The following is a 14579-nucleotide window of genomic DNA, read 5'->3' as shown; positions in this document are numbered from 1 at the left end:
ACGACACAGTCTTGCAGGTTTCAGCCGCGCGGCGTGCGTGCGGCGCGCCAGCTGTCCCAGGCCTCTGGCGTGTCCAGGTCGGTCAGAGCATGTTCGCCCGGCAGCGGCACCAGCTCCGAACGCTCTGCATGTGCCGCAATCACTGGCCGGGCGCCCTGATCCCCGCGAAGATGCCGTAACGCGCCAAAAAATTCGGCGGGAAACAGCACTGGGTGGCCAGGCCTTTGGCCGCTCGCGCCGCGCAGGATTACCCCGGGCCGACGCGCATGTGCCAGCGTCTGTAAATCCTGTGCTGTCAGGTCCGGCATGTCGGCCGGCAAAATGATCACGGCCTGCGTCTCGGGCGGCAGCGCCGCCACCCCCGCACGGATCGACGCGGCCATCCCTTCGGCGGCATCCGGTACGTACACCGGCCTCAGCTTCAGGCCATCCACCTCTGCGACGCGGGGATGATCCGGGTCGGGCAGGGTCACCACCACCGGCCCCAGATCCGACGCGATCGCCCGGTTGGACATCCGGCGCAACAGGCTCTCTCCGTCAATCCTCTCGGTCAGCTTGTCGCGTCCGCGCATCCGCGACGATGCCCCGGCAGCCAGCAGCAGAACTGCGATCACGGGCGCGCTGCCCGGGCTTGCAGCTCCGCAAGGACAAACAACCGGATGGCCGAGGCAAGACCGACGTCAAGTTCGCGTTCTGCATCAATCGTGGCCGCCAATACATTGATTGGCACGGATTTATCTGCTGCAATCTGACGAAATTCGCGCCAGAAGGCGTCTTCCAGGGAAACGCTGGTGCGGTGCCCGCGCAGGGTCAGGGACCGCTTTTTCGGACCCCCGCTCATTCGTCTTCCGACCGGTCCAGCCTGTGCCCCTCCAGTCGTGCCTGCTCCAGTCGCGCACGCTCGTCTTCCAAGGTGCGCTCGGCCTTGCTGCGCCCGAACCGGGCGGCGTTGGCATCGCCCTTGGCGCGTTTTTCATCGCGCGCGCGGGATTTGCGAAACTGGTTCAGGTTGGTGACCTTGCTCATCCGTCCACCTTGCCACTGCGCGACCGTTCGGGCAAGAACGCCGCGCCAGACAGAACGGGCGGCCGCCGGAAAACCGGGGCCGCCCGTTCACTCGTCACGTCGAAGGTATCAGTCCTTGGGGCCGATCATGTCCTCTGGCCGTACCACGCGGTCAAAGGTTTCTTCGTCGACAAAGCCGAGCGCGATGGCCTCTTCCTTGAGGGTGGTGCCGTTCTTGTGGGCGGTCTTGGCGACCTTGGTGGCGTTGTCATAGCCGATGGTCGGGGCCAGCGCAGTCACCAGCATCAGCGACTCTTTCATCAGCTTGTCGATGCGCTCCACGTTCGCCTGCGTGCCGACGACCATGTTGTCGGTGAAGGCAGACGCGCTGTCCCCCAGCAGCTGCATCGATTGCAGCACGTTGTACGACATCATCGGGTTATAGACGTTAAGCTCGAAATGCCCCTGGCTGCCGGCGATACCGACGGCGGCGTCGTTGCCCATGACATGGGCGCAGACCATCGTCAGTGCCTCGGCCTGGGTCGGGTTGACCTTGCCCGGCATGATCGACGAACCCGGCTCGTTCTCCGGCAGGATCAGCTCGCCCAGACCCGACCGCGGGCCGGAGCCCAGCAGGCGCATGTCGTTGGCGATCTTGAACAGCGACGCGGCGACCGATTTCAACGCGCCCGAGAACATGACCATCGCGTCATGCGCGGCCAGCGCCTCGAACTTGTTCGGCGCGGTGACGAAGGGCAGGCCGGTGATTTCGGCCATGTTCGCCGCAACCATCTCGCCCCAGCCCTTTTTCGTGTTCAGCCCGGTGCCCACTGCGGTGCCGCCCTGTGCCAGCTCGTAGATGTCGGGCAGGCAGCTCTCGACCCGCTCGATCGCTTTCTTGACCTGATGCGCATAGCCGCCGAATTCCTGGCCCAGCGTCAGCGGGGTGGCGTCCTGCGTGTGGGTGCGGCCGATCTTGATGATATCCTTGAACTCTTCCGATTTGGCGGCCAGCGCGGACTGGAGCTTGCGCAGACCGGGCAGCAGGACGTCGCGCGCCTGCATGGCGATGCCGACGTGCATCGCGGTCGGGAAGGTGTCGTTGGACGACTGGCCCATGTTGCAATGGTCGTTCGGGTGCACGGGCTTCTTGCTGCCCATCTCGCCGCCCAGCATCTCGATCGCGCGGTTGCTGATCACCTCGTTGGCGTTCATGTTCGATTGTGTACCGGACCCGGTCTGCCATACCACCAGCGGAAAGTTGTCGTCGAACTTGCCGTCGATCACCTCGGTTGCGGCCGCGATGATCGCGTCCCCGATTTCCTTGTCGATCGACCCTTGCGCCAGGTTGGCCTGCGCGCAGGCTTTCTTGACCACACCAAGCGCACGGATGATCGGCACCGGCTGCTTTTCCCAGCCGATGGGAAAGTTCATGATCGAGCGCTGCGTCTGCGCGCCCCAGTATTTGTCGGACGGAACTTCTAGCGGGCCGAAGCTGTCGGTTTCGGTGCGGGTATCGGTCATTAATCAGCTCTCCCAATGGATCTTGCTGAGTTCATACCGCATCTCGCCCCGGTTTCAATGCCGTTCGCGCCAACATTTCGATGCACCTTGGCGGGGCCAATTGCCACGCTGGCACGGCGTTCCCGGCTGGGTTGCGCGCAATAAGGCGCGCTCAGTGGGCGCTGCGGCGAAACTCGAAGACGCGGGCGGGGGGCAGATTGCCCCAGACCGTACCGCGCTTGCGGGCCGTGATCCCCATGGCCGCCTGAACATCCGGCGGGATCGGCGCATTCGGGCTATAGGTGATCTGGGCAAAGAAGCCGTCCGGCGCCATCACGTTGAACGCCCGGCCCACGACCTCGCGCTGGATCTGGGGCCGCGCCAGAACGGGCACGCCCGAAATCACGCAGCCCAGGTTCGCGACACCGATCTGCTCGATCTCCTGCGCCGGCTGGTTCAACACGCGGACGCCGGGAAACTTGCGCGTCAGCTCCTCGCAAAAGCGCGGGTTCAGCTCCATCAGGATCAGGCGCTCCGGGGCGACACCGCGCGCCAGCATGGCGCGGGTGAAAGACCCGGTGCCCGGCCCGATCTCCAGGATCGGCCCGACGACATTTTCAACGCCCTCGGTCATCTTGCGCGCCACCGCAGCCGAGGATGGCGCAATCGCGGAGACTTCCATCGGATTGCGCATCATCTGCCCGAGAAAAACCGTAAAATCGCTGGCCACCTGGGTTGCCTCCCTTGCACGTGCCACGTTCGGCCATGTCATATCCAGCAAAGGGTCGCGCCGCACAGAGGCTTCGTTCGATTTTACAAAAAATTCATGAAAATCAGCGTGCTAGGTGTGGCACTTTATACTTGCAGCAGGGCGTTCCGATCCGGGTCGAGGGCGCCCTCCGGTGTGCCGGGATCTGTTCTGCCGACCCGTGGCCCCGAAATCGCGTTGCCTGAAAATGGGTCAATTCAGACCTCTCCCAGAGTCGGGCGAGGTCTATGCCCAGACCCTGGCAGGACGGCCAAAGGGCGCGTCGCAGGCCATCTGCCGGATCCCGGTTTGGCGGGTGCAGGCACCCTCCGTCGCCCACCGGGCGACGTTGCATGAAATGGCTGTACGACATGAAACGGCTGTACGACGGGCCGCGTGGCGACCTACTTGCGAAACTTGTCCAGGCTGACAACCTCGGCGTCCTGTCCGGGGCGCTTGTCGCCTTTCTTGCCGTCGTCTTTCTTGGTGCGGTCGCGCAGCGGGCTCGGCGGCTCGGGCGGGGTCGGGTCGTCCTCGCCGTCCAGCATATCCTCGTCGTCTTCGTCATCCTCGTCGGCGCCGCCCTGCGTTTCAAAGCGCAGGCCGAATTCCACCGAAGGATCGACAAACGTCTGGATCGCGTCGAACGGCACGGTCATCCGCTCGGGCGCATCCCCGAAATTCAACGTCACGGCAAACCCGTGGTCGGTCACTTCCAGGTTGTCGAACCAGTGCTGGATCACCACCGTCATCTCGTCGGGATAGCGTTCCTTCAACCAGTCGGCCAGCTCGGCCTCCGGGTGGGTCGTGTCGAAGGTGATGAAGAAATGATGCGCGCCCGGCAGGCCGTTGTCGGCAATATCCGTCAGGACCTCCTGGATGAGGCTGCGCATCGCGCGATGCATGAGATTGCCGTAGTCGATTGTACGAGGCATGGTGTCTTCCGCTTCTTTCGGGTGAGCATAGGGGATTCGAACCAAAACGAAAGGTCGCTGCCGGAAATTTATGTCGGATCGGCGGGACTTCGGGCGCAGGCTTTACCCCATCCAGCGGCCACAGGCCAAACCCGCCAGCGCCATGCACGCCAAGGCAGGCAACAGGCCAAGGCGCAGAGCGAAGATCAACCACCCCGCAAGGCCCAGCAGCAGCACCGCGACCGGCTGAACCGAGGTCAGGCGCGGCCATGGCAGGGCGTGATAGGTCTGCACGACGTCAAAGATCAGGTGCAGCGTGAACCACACGGCCAGGCTGGCAATGATCCCGACGACGGCGGCGGTGATGGCACGCAGGCCAGACGCCAGCCGGGGGTGCGCCAGCAGGCGCTCGACATGGGGCGCAAAGGCGAAAATCCACAGGAAACACGGAACAAAGGTGACCCACAGCACCAGCAGACCGGCCCCGGCGCCATAGATCGGCCCATGGCGCAACGCCGCTGCCAGCATCCCCACGAATTGCGTCACCAGGATCAGCGGGCCGGGGGTGGTTTCGGCCAGTCCCAGGGCGTCGATCATCTGTTCGGCGCTCAGCCAGGCGTGATCCTGCACCACCGTCTGTGTCATCCAGGCCAGCAGCGCGTAGGCCCCGCCAAAGCTGACCACGGCGAGTTTCGAGAAGAAAAAGCCAAGCTCGGCCAGGAACTCCGACCCCGCCACCCACAGCGCCAGGGTCGGTGTGACCCACAGCACCAGCCACAGCGCCACCATGCGCAGCGTTTGCCCCAGGCGCGGCGGGGCCCTGTGCGCGGCCGCCGGGGCGGGCGGAACCGTCGGCGTCGTGCCGCGCAAAAAGCCCCACAGGCCCGCCCCCAGCACGATCAGCGGAAACGGCAACCCCAAGGCGAAAATCGCCAGAAAGGCCAGCAATGCCAGTATCCTGGCATCACGCCCCGTCAGGGCCTTGCGGGACAAACGGATCAACGCCTGCACGACGATGGCAACAACCAGTGCCTTGATCCCCAGAAAGGCCTGTTGCACCAGCGGCACCGCGCCCCATTCCAGGTACAGGATGGCCAGTGCTCCGATCACCAGGGCGCCGGGCAGCACGAACAGCAGCCCCGCCAGCAGGCCGCCCGCCACACCTCTGAGCAGCCAGCCACAGTAGGTGGACAGTTGCATCGCCTCGGGACCGGGCAGCAACATGCAGAAACTCAGCGCCCCGAGAAAGCCCTGTTCGCCGATCCAGCCGCGCCGGGTGACAAGCTCTTCGTGCATCACGGAAATCTGTGCCGCCGGTCCGCCGAAGCTGACGATGCCGATGCGCCCGAACGCCGCGAACATGGCGCGCCAATCGGGCGGCGGTGCCGGGGATGCAGGCGCTGTCGGCGCGGTGGACTCAGGGGCGGTGGACTTAGGGGCGGTAGGCTCCGGGGCGCGCGGCGTCGGATTTTGCATGGCGGCTCCTCGGCACGGCCTCGGCCGCATCCCGCGCGGCCCGTTCGGTCGGGGCATCCTTTGCGACTGCCGGGCGGGGGTCAAGCCCGTTCGCGCAGCGCCGCAATACCCGGTGGCGATGCCCCCCTAGGGCAGCGGTGCGGTCTGGTACAACCTGACGCGCAATCCGCCATGGGGCACCGGCGCGCCAAGGGGCAGAAACGGCAGGCCCGTGGCCTGCGCCAGCTGCGCGTCGCTGGTGATGATCCCGACCCGCCAACCGGAAAACCGCTGTTTCAGGACGGACCCGAGGCTGGCGTGCACCGAAAAGAGCAGCTTGCGATTGCCGATCCGTTCCCCGTAGGGCGGGTTGACGATGACCAGACCGGGGCGCGCGCCCTCAGGTGGATGCACATCGGCCACGGACACGTTCTGAAAGTCGATGGCGGCGCCAATGCCCGCGGCATCGGCATTGCCACGGCTCATGCGGATCGCGCCTGGGTCGCGGTCGCTGCCCTGAAAGCGCGGCAGATCGGGGCGTGGCGGCGGGCAGGCGGCTTTCATGTCGGCCCAGCGATCGGCGTTGAAACTGGCCAGGTCCTGAAAGGCAAAGTGACGCGACCGCCCGGGCATCAGACCCGCCGCGATCTCGGCCGCCTCCAGCACGAAGGTGCCGGACCCGCACATCGGATCGACGACGCTTTGCGTGCCGTCATAGCCGCATTGGCGCAGGAACAGCGCGGCCAGTGTCTCGCGCATGGGGGCCTTGCCGACGGCGGGCTTGTGGCCGCGCTTGTGCAGGCTGTCGCCGGACGTGTCGATGCTGAAGGTGACGTGATCGTTTTCGATGCGCGTTTTCAGCACCAGGGGCGCGGTGCGGTCGATGGTGGCGCCGAAACTCTCCCTCAGGGCCGTCTCGATGCGCTGCTGCGCCGCACCGGCGTGATAGATCCGAGAGCGTTTCGAGGCCGTCACCTCGACCCGCAGCGCGACGTCCGGGCGCAGCGTATCGCCCCAGGGAAAGGCCCGTGCCTTCTTGTCCAGCTCGGCCAGGTGATAGGCCGGAAAGCCTCCGATCCGGGCCAGAACGCGGCCCGCGCCGCGCATCACCAGGTTGGCGCGCCAGACCGTGGTCCAATGCCCCTTGAAGGTCACGCCACCGGGCACGACGCGAGCATGGGCAAAGCCGTTGTCGACGGCCTCGGCGCAGAGGGTCTCTTCCAGTCCCGGCGGGGCGGAGAGAAAGATTTCGAATGGGGCTGTCATGGCGTGCTGATAGCGTGATTGCGCCGCCCGCGCGAGAGGGGAATGCGAAGGGAGTCGGGTCGTCGGATGCGGGAGGGCTGGGTGCAGACCGCTGGGCGCAGAAGACAATTCGGCACGAACCAACTGTGGGCGCAAGCAGCAGAGCGGGGGGGTAGGTGCAGGTTTCTGTTGCCAGGTACCTGCGGACCCCGCCTTACGTCGCTAAACGCAAGGACTTAGGTTTCGATCACTCGAACCGCTTACGCGGCCAGAGCCATCGGAGCACGATTGTCATTTGCAATTGTACTTTTTTCGCCGGTAACGGTGGCAGACAGCCGAGACAAAGCAAAACCCCTTTAGACGTTCGTCGATCCTATTTCGGCCCCATGATCCCCAAATGAAGGATGTTTGGTGGAGCCGCCGGGTACCGCCCCCGGGTCCGAGCCGCTTATTACGAGCGCGTTTATGTCCATAGTCCCCGAAGGGACAAGGCTGATATAGGACGGGACGGGGCGGATTCAAAGGGGGTAATTGGAGATTTCGCACGCCGATTGCGACACATCGCCGACAGGCTGGCGCGGCAAAGGGCCAAGGAGTGGGGGTCAGAGGGTGGGGCCAAAGAGTGGGGCCAAAGAGTGGGGCCAAAGAGTGGGGGCGGGAGGAGGCGCAGAGTATCGGGGCGATATGGCGACCGGGGGAGAGGAAAGGGGGACGCTGTCCCCCTCGTTGGCCTGACGGCCCCCTCACCCCCTGGGGTATTTCCGGCCAGATGACAGGGAGGCCGCCGCTGAAGCGGCCTGCCCGCATCCGCGATCAGGTTGCCAGGCGGACCAATGCGTGACGCTTGCGGCCCGCCGAGAGCTTGACGGGCGAGGCCAGGGCCGTCGCATCCAGTACCAGGCTGGCGTCGGTCAGGGGGGCGTCGTCGAGGCGGGCCCCGTTGTCCGCGATCAGGCGCTTGGCCTCCTTGCCGGAAGTGGCGAGGCCGGCACGCACCATGAGCTGGACGATCGAGATGCCGCCGCCGACCTCTTCGGTCGTGAGGTCAAGCGTCGGCAGATCGTCCCCGACGCCGCCTTTTTCAAAGACCTCGCGGGCGGTCGCCTCGGCCGTTTGGGCCGCGTCGGATCCGTGCAGCAGGGCCGTCACCTCGTTCGCCAGGATGATCTTGGCGGCGTTGATCTCGGATCCGCCGAGGGCGCCGAGACGGTTGCATTCGTCGAGCGGCAATTCGGTGTAGAGCTTGAGGAAGCGGCCGACGTCGGCATCCGTCGTGTTGCGCCAGAATTGCCAGAACTCGTAGGGCGACAGCATCTGGTCGTTCAGCCAGGTCGCGCCATTGGCGGATTTGCCCATCTTGCGCCCGTCGCTGGTGGTCAGAAGCGGGGTGGTCAGGCCATATATCTCCTTGTCGACGACGCGGCGCGTCAGGTCGATGCCGTTGACGATATTGCCCCATTGGTCCGAGCCGCCCATCTGCACGAGGCAGCCATAGCGGCGGTTCAGCTCGAGGAAATCGTAGGCTTGCAGGATCATGTAGTTGAATTCGAGGAAGCTGAGCGATTGTTCGCGATCCAGCCGCGACTTGACGCTCTCGAAGCTGAGCATCCGGTTGACGCTGAAATGCCGCCCGATGTCGCGCAGGAAATCGAGGTAGTTCAGCCCGTCCAGCCATTCGGCGTTGTTCAGCATCAACGCCCCGGTGTCGCTGTCGCCGTAATCGAGGTAGCGGGCGAAGACACGGCCCATGCCGTCGATATTGGCGTCGATCTGGGCGGCGTTCAGCAGCGGGCGTTCGTCCGAGCGAAAGCTGGGGTCGCCCACCTTGGTGGTGCCGCCGCCCATCAGGGTGATCGGCTTGCCGCCCAGTTTCTGGAACCAGCGCAGCAGCATGACATTCATCAGGTGGCCGACATGCAGCGAGGCCGCGGTGGCATCATAGCCGATATAGCCGGGCAAGACCCCCTTCACCATCGCCTCGTCGAGGCCCTGATAATCCGTGCAGTCGGCGATGAAACCGCGGGCCTGAACGGTCGCGAGGAAATCCGACTTGGGGGTGTAGGTCATGGCTCTTGTCCCTGAATAGGTTGCGCGGCACTCTATAGACGTGAGCGGTACAAAGGAAAAGACCATGATGGATGGCGACGGGCAGGCAGGTCCGGTGCGCGCACTTGGCGCGATGTCGGGGACCTCGCTGGATGGGGTCGACGCGGCGGTGGTCGAGACGGACGGCGTGGATATCGTCACCTTCGGGCCAAGTGCCTATCGCGGCTATTCCACTGAGGAGCGGGACGTGCTGGCGCAGGCATTGGGCCGGTGGCCGGGGCCGGGGCTGGAAGCGGCGGCGCAGGTGGTCATGCGGGCACATGCGGAGGTGCTTGCGGGCTTTGACGACGTCGCGCTGGTGGGGTTTCACGGTCAGACCCTGGCGCATGAGCCGGCCGGACGGGGTACGCACCAGCTGGGGGACGGCGCCGCGCTGTCCGAGGTGCTGGGCCTGCCGGTGGTCTGGGATTTCCGCAGCGCCGATGTGGCGGCGGGGGGCGAGGGTGCGCCGCTTGCCCCGTTCTTTCACCACGCCTGCGCGCGCTGGATGGGGGCGCAGCAACCGCTGGCCTTTCTCAACCTCGGGGGGGTGGGCAACCTGACCTGGGTCGACCCCGGGGTCGATGCGCCCGACGCGCCCGGCGCGCTGATGTCCTTTGACACCGGCCCCGCCAATGCGCCGATCAACGACCTGATGCAGGCGCGGCGTGGCCTGTCCCATGATCACGATGGCGCGGTTGCCGCCGCAGGTCAGGTGGACGCCGATGTTCTGGCGCGCTTTCTCGGCCATCGATATTTCTCAAGAACGCCACCCAAGTCCTTGGACCGAAACGATTTTGGTGATCTTGTGGGGCAGGTGTCGCACCTGTCGGATGCCGATGCGGCGGCGACGCTGACGGCGATGGCCGCGCGGTCCGTGTTGCATGGCATGACCCAGCTTCCGACCCCGCCGCAGCGCCTGTTGGTGACGGGGGGCGGGCGCCAAAACCCGGTGATGATGGCGCTGCTGCGCGCCGGGCTGTCCTGTCCGGTGGAGCCGGTGGAGGCGCAGGGCCTGGATGGCGACATGCTCGAGGCGCAGGCCTTTGCCTATCTTGCCGTGCGGGTGGCGCGTGGCCTGCCGACCTCCTGCGCCGCGACGACCGGCGTGGCGCAGCCCGTCTCGGGGGGGATCGTCAGCTCCGCCCCCAGCTGATCCCGTCTGACCCCGGCTGACCGCTTCGGCGCAGGAAACGGCGGCACAAGAAAAGACGGCGCAGGAAACGGCGACATCCCGCGATTGCGCCCGCCGGGCCGCGCCCAGCGGGCCATCGCCCTTGCGTTGCCGCCCCGGATGCCGATCATCCGGGGGCGGAGCGTGGCCTCGGCGCGGCAGTCACCGGCAGCGTCTTGTTAACGCTAACGCCCGGCATTGTGGCGCGGCTGACTTCTGCTAAAGTGCGGGCGAATTGCCGGGTTTCGCAAACAGACCGGCGCCAGATTTGGGCAAACCAGACGGGCTTTGGCCCGTTGCCCATGCGGAAAGGAGCTTTGATGGTCTCTCGCGTGATTCCCGTCGATGAATTCGACCTCGTCATTTTCGGCGGCACTGGCGACCTTGCCCGTCGCAAGATCCTGCCAGCCCTGTTCCGGCGTTTCTGCGCCGGCCAGATGGAGGGCGGGTCGCGCATCATCGGCGCCGCCCGTTCCGAACATTCCACCGAGGAATTCCGCGATTTCGTCACCGAGTCGATCCGCGAATTCAACGGCGGCACCCATTGCGAAGATGGCACGCTGGAGTCGTTCCTGACCCATATCGATTATGTGCAGATCGACGCGCTCGGCACCGATGGCTGGGCAGAGCTGGCGGAAAAGGTCGAGGAAAAGCGCATTCGCGCCTTCTATTTCTCGGTCGCGCCCAGCCTGTTCGGGGCCTTGGCCGAACGGCTGCACAAACATGGCATGGCCGACGACGACACGCGGATCGTCGTGGAAAAACCCTTTGGCCGCGACCTTGCCTCGGCGCGGGTGCTGAACGACGGGCTGGCCCAGCACTTCGACGAATCCCAGATCTACCGGATCGACCATTATCTCGGAAAGGAAACCGTCCAGAACCTGATGGCGGTCCGTTTCGGCAACATGCTGTTCGAACCGCTGTGGAATTCGCAATACATCGACCACATCCAGATCACCGTGTCGGAAACCGTCGGTGTCGGGGGCAGGGGCGAATACTATGACAAATCCGGGGCGATGCGCGACATGGTGCAGAACCACCTGATGCAGCTGCTTTGCCTGATCGCGATGGAACCGCCCGCAAAATTCGACCCCGGCGCGGTGCGTGATGAAAAGCTCAAGGTGATCCGCGCGCTCGACCCCGTACCGGCCGACGACCTGGTGCGCGGGCAATACATGGCGGACGGCCCCGGCAACGACGGCTATTTGCAGGATGTCGACGACACCAGCAGCCTGACCGAAAGCTATGTCGCGATGAAGGTCAAGATCTCGAACTGGAGGTGGGCCGGAACACCATTCTACATGCGCACCGGCAAACGTCTCAAGGCGCGCACCTCCGAGATTGCGGTGGTTTTCAAGGAAACCCCGCATTCGATCTTTGGCCCGGAATCCGGCAGCCACCGCAATATCCTGACCATCCGCCTGCAACCGAACGAAGGCATGGAACTGGGCGTCACCATCAAGGAGCCCGGCCCCGGCGGGATGCGCCTGGTCGATGTGCCGCTGGACATGACCTTTGCCGATGCCCTCGGCCCGGATGCCGAAGACGTGCCCGACGCCTATGAACGGCTGATCATGGACGTGATCCGTGGCAACCAGACCCTGTTCATGCGCGGGGACGAGGTCGAGGCCGCCTGGGCCTGGGCCGATCCCATCATCGAGGGGTGGGAAGAGCGTGGCGACAAGCCGAAACCATACGAGAGCGGCTCGACCGGGCCGGAGGAGGCGCTGATGCTGATGCACCGTGACGGTCGCCGCTGGAGGGAGATCCGCACATGAATTTCGTCGAATACCCCGACCGCGAAATGCTGGCGATGAGCGTCGCGGACAAGATCGCATCGGACCTGGGCGCGGCCCTGCGCCATGACGACCGCGTGACCTTCTGCGTGCCCGGCGGCACCACGCCGGGGCCGATCTTCGATGCCCTGACGGCGGTCAAGATGGACTGGGATCGCGTCGACGTGGTGCTGAACGATGAACGCTGGGTGCCCGAAAGCAGCCCGCGTTCCAACACCGCCCTGCTGCGCAACCGTCTGCTGACCGGCCACGCCGCCGCGGCCACGATGCTGCCGCTCTACGCCGAGACGGACCGCCCCGAAGACGCGCTGGATGGTCTGTCCGAGGCACTGGCCCCGCATATGCCGATCAACGTGCTGGTGCTGGGCATGGGCACCGACATGCACACCGCCTCGATCTTTCCCGGCGCGGATCGCCTGGCCGAGGCATTGGCCCCCGACGCGCCGATCCTGCTGCCGATGCGCGCCGATGCCGCGGATGAGCCGCGCATCACCATCACCGCGCGGTATCTGCGTGGCGCGCTGGCGACACATGTCATCATCACCGGCACACGCAAGCGCGAGGTGCTTGAACGCGCCCGCTCCCTCAGCCCGGAAGAGGCCCCCATCGCGGCCGTTCTGGGCGATGCCACCGTGCATTGGGCGGAATAAGCTTCGCATCCCAAGTATTTGATCTAAAGGATAAAACCTCATGTGGGAAAAGCTGACCAGTCTCGCTGACAGCCTGCGCGATCGCCCGATCCTCAGCCTGTTCAACGACGATCCCGCGCGCTTCGACAGCTTCTCGGCCCGGGCAGAGGGTTTGCTGTTCGACTATTCCAAGACCAATATCGACGCCGATGTGATGGCCGCGCTGCTGGAGCTGTGTGAAAATGCCGATCTGACGAACAAACGCGCCGCCATGTTCGAGGGCGAAAAGATCAACGATACCGAGGGGCGCGCGGTGCTGCATACCGCCCTGCGCAATCTCGACGCGACGCCCGTGATGGTCGATGGGACGGATGTCATGCCCGGCGTCCTCGATACCCTCGCGCGGATGCAGGCCTTTGCCGAGGATCTGCGCGCGGGTCGCTTTACCGGACAGGGCGGCGCGATCACCGACGTGGTGAATATCGGCATCGGCGGCTCCGATCTCGGGCCGGTCATGCTGGACATTGCCCTTGGGCCCTATCGCGACGGGCCGCGCGTGCACTATGTCTCCAACGTCGATGGGGCGCACATTCACGACACCTTGCAAGGTCTTGATCCCACGACAACTCTTGTCATCGTCGCATCAAAGACCTTCACCACAATCGAAACCATGACCAACGCGGAAACGGCCCGCGCATGGATGGCCGAAACCGTCAGCGACACCGGCGCGCAATTCGCCGCCCTCAGTTCCAACCTGGAAAAGACCACCGCCTGGGGCATCGACCCATCCCGCGTTTTCGGGTTCGAGGATTGGGTCGGCGGGCGCTATTCTCTCTGGGGGCCGATCGGCCTGTCGGTGATGCTGGCCACCGGCCCTGCGACCTTCCGCGACCTGCTGTCCGGCGCACAGGCGATGGACCATCACTTCCGCGACGCGCCGTTTCCCGAAAACCTGCCGGTCCTGCTGGCCCTCACCGGCATCTGGCACAACCAGGGCCTCGGCTATGCCACCCGGGCCGTGCTGCCCTATGAACAGCGCCTGCTGCGTCTGCCCGCCTACCTCCAACAGCTCGAGATGGAGAGTAATGGCAAGCGCGTCTCGATGGATGGCAGCGACCTGCCGGTCAACTCCGGCCCCGTGGTCTGGGGCGAACCGGGCACCAACGGGCAGCACGCCTTCTACCAGCTGATCCACCAGGGCACCCGCGTCGTGCCCTGCGAATTCATGGCCGGTATCCAGGGGCACGAGGCCGATCTGACGCATCAGCACGACCTGCTGCTGGCCAATTGCCTGGCCCAGTCCGAGGCGCTGATGCTGGGCCGCTCGCTGGAGGAGGCGACAGCCCTGATGGCCGACAAGGGCTTTACCGGCGACGAACTGATGCGTCAGGCCGCGCACCGGGTCTTTCCCGGCAACCGCCCCTCGACCACGCTGCTCTATCCCAAATTGACGCCCTACGTGCTGGGTCAGATCATCGCGCTCTATGAACACCGCGTCTTTGTCGAGGGCGTGATCCTCGGCATCAATTCCTTTGACCAATGGGGCGTCGAACTGGGCAAGGAGCTGGCGCTGAAACTCGCCCCGATCCTGTCGGGCGATGAACCTGCGGATGCCAAGGACGGATCGACCGCGGGTCTGATCGCCGCGATTCAGGCGGCGCGCTGACCGGACCCGGACAAACGCAGGGCCGAACGAACAAGAGGCGGGGCAATGCCCCGCCTCTTTTTCTGCCGATCCCCGACACGGTAACGTGGGGAAACCCGTCTCGGCGGCAGAATGCCCACTTCCGGCTGGACACGGCGACCAGAGCACTGAACGCAGTCCCCGGTACACGCCCGGAAGTGGGCGCGGAGCCACTCTTTAACAACACAACCAACGCACTCGGCTCCGTAGGTCCATACTTGAACCGAAGACAGGACATTGCCCCGACGTGGGCCGCGGCACCCCGGACCGCCAAGGCGATCGCGGGGTGCCGCGGGGCTGCTGACGACGTCATCAGGCTGGCTGCGGCAATGGGGATGCCG

13 protein-coding genes and 1 other RNA gene are annotated in these 14579 nt (G+C 65.2%); 4 read left to right on the top strand and 10 right to left on the bottom strand.

Annotated features, from left to right (window positions below):
- Window positions 1-20: 20 nt before the first annotated feature.
- The 10 genes from DL237_RS05545 to tyrS form a co-directional block, all read right to left on the bottom strand.
- Window positions 21-614, bottom strand: coding sequence for a nucleotidyltransferase family protein (locus DL237_RS05545; protein WP_267897007.1), 594 nt, complete (start codon window positions 612-614; stop codon window positions 21-23).
- Complete coding sequence (locus DL237_RS05540) at window positions 611-841, bottom strand: ribbon-helix-helix domain-containing protein (RefSeq protein WP_119398054.1); 231 nt, start codon at window positions 839-841, stop codon at window positions 611-613. Before DL237_RS05540 ends, DL237_RS05545 begins: the two co-directional genes overlap by 4 nt.
- Entirely contained in the window at window positions 838-1026 is a 189-nt protein-coding gene (locus tag DL237_RS05535; RefSeq protein WP_119398053.1) for a DUF4169 family protein, read from the bottom strand. Before DL237_RS05535 ends, DL237_RS05540 begins: the two co-directional genes overlap by 4 nt.
- A 108-nt stretch (window positions 1027-1134) precedes the next feature.
- Window positions 1135-2529: a class II fumarate hydratase gene (gene fumC / locus DL237_RS05530; protein WP_119398052.1), complete on the bottom strand. Its 1395-nt coding sequence runs from the start codon at window positions 2527-2529 to the stop codon at window positions 1135-1137.
- Window positions 2530-2680: 151 nt separating this feature from the next.
- On the bottom strand, window positions 2681-3238 hold the full coding sequence (locus DL237_RS05525) for a class I SAM-dependent methyltransferase (protein ID WP_119398051.1): 558 nt from the start codon (window positions 3236-3238) through the stop codon (window positions 2681-2683).
- A gap of 422 nt (window positions 3239-3660) precedes the next feature.
- Window positions 3661-4191 carry an SspB family protein gene (locus DL237_RS05520; protein ID WP_119398050.1) on the bottom strand — a complete coding sequence of 177 codons (531 nt, stop codon included), beginning with the start codon at window positions 4189-4191 and terminating at the stop codon, window positions 3661-3663.
- A gap of 102 nt (window positions 4192-4293) precedes the next feature.
- Window positions 4294-5532 (bottom strand): chromate efflux transporter, encoded by a 1239-nt coding sequence (gene chrA / locus DL237_RS05515; protein WP_119398049.1) that lies wholly within the window; start codon window positions 5530-5532, stop codon window positions 4294-4296.
- A 240-nt stretch (window positions 5533-5772) separates the two neighbouring features.
- Window positions 5773-6891, bottom strand: coding sequence for a THUMP domain-containing class I SAM-dependent RNA methyltransferase (locus DL237_RS05510; protein ID WP_119398048.1), 1119 nt, complete (start codon window positions 6889-6891; stop codon window positions 5773-5775).
- 154 nt (window positions 6892-7045) lie between these two features.
- Window positions 7046-7397, bottom strand: a transfer-messenger RNA (tmRNA) gene (gene ssrA, locus DL237_RS05505).
- Between the two features lie 286 nt (window positions 7398-7683).
- Window positions 7684-8937: a tyrosine--tRNA ligase gene (gene tyrS / locus DL237_RS05500; protein WP_119398047.1), complete on the bottom strand. Its 1254-nt coding sequence runs from the start codon at window positions 8935-8937 to the stop codon at window positions 7684-7686.
- Window positions 8938-9001: 64 nt separating this feature from the next.
- Between tyrS and DL237_RS05495 the strand changes: the two genes are divergently transcribed.
- The 4 genes from DL237_RS05495 (at window position 9002) to pgi (ending at window position 14220) form a co-directional block, all read left to right on the top strand.
- Window positions 9002-10111: an anhydro-N-acetylmuramic acid kinase gene (locus DL237_RS05495; RefSeq protein WP_119398046.1), complete on the top strand. Its 1110-nt coding sequence runs from the start codon at window positions 9002-9004 to the stop codon at window positions 10109-10111.
- A 338-nt stretch (window positions 10112-10449) separates the two neighbouring features.
- Window positions 10450-11907: a glucose-6-phosphate dehydrogenase gene (gene zwf / locus DL237_RS05490; protein ID WP_119398045.1), complete on the top strand. Its 1458-nt coding sequence runs from the start codon at window positions 10450-10452 to the stop codon at window positions 11905-11907.
- On the top strand, window positions 11904-12575 hold the full coding sequence (pgl, locus tag DL237_RS05485) for a 6-phosphogluconolactonase (RefSeq protein WP_119398044.1): 672 nt from the start codon (window positions 11904-11906) through the stop codon (window positions 12573-12575). Before zwf ends, pgl begins: the two co-directional genes overlap by 4 nt.
- 40 nt (window positions 12576-12615) lie before the next feature.
- Complete coding sequence (gene pgi, locus DL237_RS05480) at window positions 12616-14220, top strand: glucose-6-phosphate isomerase (RefSeq protein WP_119398043.1); 1605 nt, start codon at window positions 12616-12618, stop codon at window positions 14218-14220.
- The last annotated feature ends 359 nt before the right edge of the window (window positions 14221-14579 follow it).

It is taken from the genome of Pseudooceanicola sediminis (assembly GCF_003575965.1).
In the GTDB taxonomy this organism is placed as follows: Bacteria; Pseudomonadota; Alphaproteobacteria; order Rhodobacterales; family Rhodobacteraceae; genus Pseudooceanicola; species Pseudooceanicola sediminis.
The sequence above is the reverse complement of the archived record's forward strand: the minus strand, read 5'-3'. Positions and strand labels throughout refer to the sequence as shown.